Annotated in this window: 6 protein-coding genes; all 6 read left to right on the top strand. The window is 68.8% G+C overall.

Translation table 11 applies throughout. The features are described 5' to 3' along the window. The first annotated feature begins 45 nt into the window (after nt 1-45). The gene (gene tssB / locus B0W88_RS29140) at nt 46-561 is read left to right on the top strand and encodes a type VI secretion system contractile sheath small subunit (RefSeq protein ID WP_077038039.1); all 516 of its coding nucleotides are present in this window, start codon (nt 46-48) and stop codon (nt 559-561) included. Between the two features lie 21 nt (nt 562-582). Next, nucleotides 583-2,076, top strand: a complete 1,494-nt coding sequence (gene tssC / locus B0W88_RS29145; RefSeq protein WP_077038040.1) for a type VI secretion system contractile sheath large subunit — start codon at nt 583-585, stop codon at nt 2,074-2,076. Nucleotides 2,077-2,113: 37 nt separating this feature from the next. Next, on the top strand, nt 2,114-2,596 hold the full coding sequence (locus B0W88_RS29150) for an Hcp family type VI secretion system effector (protein ID WP_077038041.1): 483 nt from the start codon (nt 2,114-2,116) through the stop codon (nt 2,594-2,596). A gap of 16 nt (nt 2,597-2,612) precedes the next feature. Then, nucleotides 2,613-3,116 (top strand): type VI secretion system lipoprotein TssJ, encoded by a 504-nt coding sequence (gene tssJ / locus B0W88_RS29155; RefSeq protein ID WP_077038042.1) that lies wholly within the window; start codon nt 2,613-2,615, stop codon nt 3,114-3,116. 13 nt (nt 3,117-3,129) lie between these two features. Next, a complete protein-coding gene (tssK, locus tag B0W88_RS29160; protein WP_077038043.1) occupies nt 3,130-4,467 on the top strand; it encodes a type VI secretion system baseplate subunit TssK in 1,338 nt (445 codons plus the stop codon). Nucleotides 4,468-4,489: 22 nt separating this feature from the next. Beyond that, a partial coding sequence (gene icmH, locus B0W88_RS29165; protein WP_077038044.1) for a type IVB secretion system protein IcmH/DotU occupies nt 4,490-5,671 on the top strand: 1,182 nt, incomplete at its 3' end.

Consider the following 5,671-nt stretch of genomic DNA (forward strand, 5'->3'; position numbering starts at 1 on the left):
CCCTCCCCTCTCACCCCACCACTCCGCATCAACCAAGGAGGTTTCATGAGCAGTGCATCAAGCAGTCAGAAGTTCATCGCAAGGAACCGGGCGCCCCGCGTCCAGATCGAATACGACGTCGAGATCTACGGCAGCGAGAAGAAGGTCGAGCTGCCCTTCGTGATGGGCGTGATGGCCGACCTGTCCGGCCAGTCGCAGGCCGAGTCGGTGGACCTCACCGAGCGGAAGTTCCTTGAGGTCGACGTCGACAACTTCGACGAGCGCATGAAGGCGCTGCAGCCGCGTGTCGCCTTCACCGTGCCCAACACGCTCACCGGCGAAGGCCGGGTGGCCGTCGACATCACCTTCGAGTGCATGGACGACTTCTCCCCCGCCGCCGTCGCCCGCAAGGTCGACGCGCTGCGCCAGCTGCTCGACGCCCGCACCCAGCTGGCCAACCTGCAGACCTATATGGACGGCAAGTCCCGCGCCGAGGACCTGGTGCGCAAGCTGCTGGCCGACCCGGCGCTGATGAAGACGCTCGCGGCCCAGCCCAAGCCGCAGGCCGACGCCACGCATTGACCAAGAAGAGGACCAACCAGCATGGAAACACAAGTTCAATCCGTGGGCACCGGCGGTACCGGTTTCGCCCCCGACACCTTCGCCAACCTGCTCAACCGCGAGTTCGAGCCACGCAGCGAGGAGCAGCGCTCGGCCGTCGAATCCGCGGTGCGCACGCTGGCCGAGCAGGCACTGGCCAACACGGTGACGATGAGCGACGACGCCTATTCGAGCATCGAGGCCATCATTGGCGAGATCGACGCCAAGCTCAGCGAGCAGATCAACCTGATCCTGCACCACGAGAGCTTCCAGAACCTCGAATCCGCCTGGCGCGGCCTGAACCACCTCGTCAGCAACACCGAGAGCGACGAGATGCTGAAGATCCGCTTCATGGACGTCAGCAAGAACGAGCTGCGCAAGTCACTGCGTCGTTACAAGGGTGTGATCTGGGACCAGAGCCCGATCTTCAAGCGCCTGTACGAGGAGGAGTACGGCCAGCTCGGCGGCGAGCCCTATGGCTGCCTGGTGGCCGACTACTACTTCGACCACACCCCGCCCGACGTGGAGCTGCTCGGCTCGCTGGCCCGCATCGCCGCCGCGTCGCACGCACCCTTCATCGCCGGCGCCGCGCCCTCCACGCTGCAGATGAACTCCTGGCAGGAACTCGCCAACCCGCGCGACCTGTTCAAGATCACCGGCAACCTCGAGCACGCCGCCTGGAACTCGCTGCGCGACACCGACGACGCCCGCTACGTGGGCCTGGCGATGCCGCGCTTCCTGGCCCGCCTGCCCTACGGCGCCACCACCAACCCGGTGGACGAGTTCAACTTCGAGGAAGAAACCGAGGGCGCCGATCATCAACGCTACGTGTGGGCCAACGCCGCCTACGCGATGGCCGTCAACATCAACCGCAGCTTCAAGCTCTACGGCTGGTGCACGATGATCCGCGGCGTCGAGTCCGGCGGCACGGTGGAGAGCCTGCCCTGTCACAGCTTCCCGACCGACGACGGCGGCATCGACATGAAGTGCCCGACCGAGATCGCCATCTCGGACCGCCGCGAGGCGGAGCTCTCCAAGGCCGGCTTCATCCCGCTGATCCACCGCAAGGGCACGGACCACGCCACCTTCATCGGCGCTCAATCGCTGCAGCGCTCGCAGGAGTACGACGACCCGGACGCCACGGCCAACGCCAACCTCTCCGCCCGCCTGCCCTACCTGTTCGCCAGCACCCGCTTCGCGCACTACCTGAAGGCCATCGTGCGCGACAAGATCGGCGCGTTCAAGGAGCGCGAGGAGATGCAGCGCTGGCTGAACGAATGGATCATGAACTACGTGGACGCCGACCCGTCCAACTCCAGCCCGGAGACCAAGGCCCGCCGCCCGCTGGCGGCCGCCGAGGTGGTCGTCGAGGACGTCGACGGCAACCCCGGTTTCTACAACGCCAAGTTCTTCCTGCGGCCGCACTTCCAGCTCGAAGGCCTGACCGTCAGCCTGCGCCTGGTCGCCAAGCTGCCGTCGGTCAAGGCCGCGGCCTGATCCATTCCCCCTGTTCCACAGCAAGGAGTAGTACCCCATGTCACAAGACATCTTCATCAAGATCACCGGCATCGAGGGCGAGAGCATGGATGCCTCGCACAAGAACGAGATCGAGGTCCTCGACTGGTCCTGGGACATCGTCCAGGAATCGAACATGCACATGGGCTCGGGCGGCGGCTCGGGCAAGGCCACCGTCAACGACCTCGTGTTCATGCACAACGTCGACCGCTCCAGCCCCAACCTGATGAAGTACTGCCTGACCGGCAAGCACATCCAGGAAGCGGTGCTGGTGGTGCGCAAGGCGGGCGGCAATCCGCTCGAGTACCTGAAGGTCACCATGTCCGACGTGGTCATCACCAAGGTCAGCCCGGCCGGTTCGCGCGATGACGAGCGCATCCGCGAGCGCATCGGCCTGTCCTTCGCCAAGGTGCGCCAGGAGTACACGGTGCAGAACCAGCAGGGCGGCTCCGGCGGTGCCGTCACCACCGGCTATGACCTGAAGCTCAACAAGGAAGCCTGACCCAGGCCGGCCCGCGATGTCCACGTCCCTCCATCGCCGCGCCTGCCTCCTGGGCCTGCTGGCGGTATCGACCGCCCGGGCCCAGGACAAGGAGCGCACGCGCCTGCTGCTAAACATCCTCGCCAGCGACGGCGTCAACCCCGACGACGCCGGCCGCGCCGCGCCGATCCGCCTGCGGATCTACGAGCTGAGGGACGTGCAGGCCTTCCAGGAGGCCGATTACTTCAGCCTCGACGAGAAGGACCGCACGCTGCTCGGCGCCGACCTGCTGGCCCGCGACGAGTTCATCCTGCGGCCCGGCGAGTCGCGCCGCATCGAGCGGTCGAGCCATCCGCAAACGCGCGCCATCGGCGTGCTGGCCGGCTACCGCAGCCTCGCCCAGTCGACCTGGCGGGTCGTCCAGCGCCTGCCGGACGCGCCCGACGCCGCCTGGTACCGCGCGCTGGTGCCCGCCAACAAGAGCGACCTGCGCATCGAGCTGCAAGCCCAGGGCATCGCCGTCAGCAACAACGCGTCCTGAACCACGAAGCACCATGAACTGGAACAACAAGGTCACCTGGAGCGAGGGACTGTTCATCCGCCCCCAGCTCTTCCAGCAGCAGGAACGCTACCTGGAGTGGTTCGCCCATCGCCGCGTCGCGCCGCTGACGCCCTATTTCTGGGGCTTCTCCGATCTGGCCCTCGACGTCGAGGCGCTGAGCCTGGGCAAGCTGGTGCTGGGCCGCTGCAGCGGCGTCTTCCCCGACGGCACGCCCTTCCAGGCGCCCGGCCATGCGCGCCTGCCCGCGCCGCTGGCGCTGCGCGAGGAGCACCTCAATCAACGCGTGCATCTGGCGCTGCCTATCCGGGCGCCCAACGGCGAGGAGACCACCTTCGAGGAAGCGCCCGGCTCGCTCGCCCGCTTCAACGTCTTCGACATCGAGCTGCGCGACTCCAACTCGATCGGCCAGGGCCCGCGCCCGGTGCAGCTGAGCAACCTGCGCCTGACCCTGGTGCCCGAGAAAGAGCTCACCAGCGCCTGGATGGGCTTGCCCGTGGCCCGCGTGCGCGCACTGCACGGCGACGGCAGCGCGGAGCTGGACAACGAGTTCATCGCCCCCGTCAACCACTACGGCGCGTCCACGCTGCTGAGCCGGTGGTTCGGCCAGCTGCTGGGCACCTGCACCCAGCGCGCCGAGTTCCTCGCCGGCCGGCTGGCCGGCGCCGCCGGAAGCACCCAGGCCGCCGAGGTCAGCGACTTCATCCTGCTGCAGGCGCTCAACCGCTACGAGCCGCTGCTCGAGCACCGGCTGCGGCTGCGCGAAACCTCGCCGGAGGCCATCTATGCGCTGCTGCGTTCCCTCGCCGGCGAGCTGGCCACCTTCGTGCGGGTGGACACGCGCCGGCCTCGGCCCGTCGCGGCCTATGACCACGGCGATCCCTTTGCCTCGTTCAAGCCGCTGATCGAGGAGGCGCGCTGGCTGCTCAACGCGCTGACCGTGCGCAGCGCCGCCGAGTTCGCGCTGGAGGCCAAGCCCAACGGCATGTATCTCGCCAGCATCGACCCGAGCCAGCTGGCCGGCTTCGAGTCGGTGGTGCTGGCAGTCGTGGCCGACCTGCCCGGCGACCAGGTGGCCGCCCAGTTCGCGGCCCACGCCAAGCTGGCCCCCAGCGACCGGCTGGCGGAGCTGGTGCGCCTGCACCTGCCCGGCATGGGGCTGCGCGTGCTGCCGGTGCCGCCGCGGCAGATTCCGTTCAACGCGGGCCATGTCTATTTCCAGCTCGAGGCGCGCGGCCCGCTGTGGGACCAGTTGGTCAGCCATGGCGGCATCGGCCTGCACGTGGCCCGCTCGCTGCCCGGCCTGCGCTTGCAGCTCTGGGGCGTGCGCTGAACAGAAGCGCAGGAGACGCACGATGAAAGACTCCAATCAGGAACGCGCCGCCCTCGCCACCCGCGAGCCCGCGCTGAACGTGGCCGACGGCCTGGGCATCGGCTCGGCGCCCGTCAGTGCGCTGCAGTTCGAGCCCGGGCCCCGATACGAGGAGCGCCTGGCGGCCGTGCAGGCCGCGCAGCAGCGCGGCGCCAATCCCATCATCGAGGCCGCGACGGTGCTGCTGCGCAGCCTGGCCGAGATCCCCCAGCGCCTGGACGTGACCGGCCTCAACGGCCTGCACGGGCTGCTGGTGCAGGAGCTCAAGGTGTTCACGCGGCTGTGCGAGCAATGCAATCTGCGGCGCGACCACATGCTGATCTCACGCTACGCGCTGTGCACCGCGCTGGACGAGGCGATCAACCTCACGCCCACCGCCGGCGGCGGCGCCGACAGCACCGGCCACTGGTCCACGCTGGCCCTGCTCAATGCGCTGCACGGCGAGAGCCACGGCGGTCGCAAGGTCTTCCTGATCATCGGGCGGCTGGCGCAGTCGGTGGACGAACACCTGCCTGTGATCGAGCTGATGCACCACCTGCTGAGCCTCGGCTTCATGGGCGACTACCGCGTCCAGGCCGACGGCCGCCGCCACCTGGAGACGATCCGCCACCGGCTGCATGTGCTGGTCGCGCAGGGCCGCCCGCCACTGCCGCGCGAGCTGTCCGAGCACTGGCGCGGCGAGACCGAGGGGCGCTTCCGGATGCTGCGCTCGCTGCCGGTGTGGGTCAGCGCGAGCCTGCTGGGCCTGGCCCTGTTCGGCGCATTCGCCTGGCAGAAGTACCAGCTGCTGCGCCAGGGCGCCGCCGTGCAGGCCGACATCCAGGCCATCGCGAAGATCCCGCTGGCGGCCGCCGCGCCGGCGCCGCGCACGCTGACGCTGGCGCAATTGCTGGCCGACGACATCAAGGCCGGCCGCGTCGCCGTCACCGACGGACCGGGCCGCTCGCTCGTCGTGTTCAAGGGCGACGGCATGTTCACCGGCGGCCTGACCCGGCTCGCGCCCGCCACCGAGGCCATCCTCACCCGCGTGGCCGAGGCGCTCAACGACGTGCCGGGCACCGTGCGCATCGTCGGCCACACCGACAACGTGCCGATCCAGTCGGCGCAGTTCAAGGACAACCAGGCCTTGTCGGAGGCGCGCGCGGCCGCGGTGCGGGCCTTCCTG

The sequence above is a fragment of the Pelomonas sp. KK5 genome, from assembly GCF_001984095.1.
In the GTDB taxonomy this organism is placed as follows: Bacteria; Pseudomonadota; Gammaproteobacteria; order Burkholderiales; family Burkholderiaceae_C; genus KK5.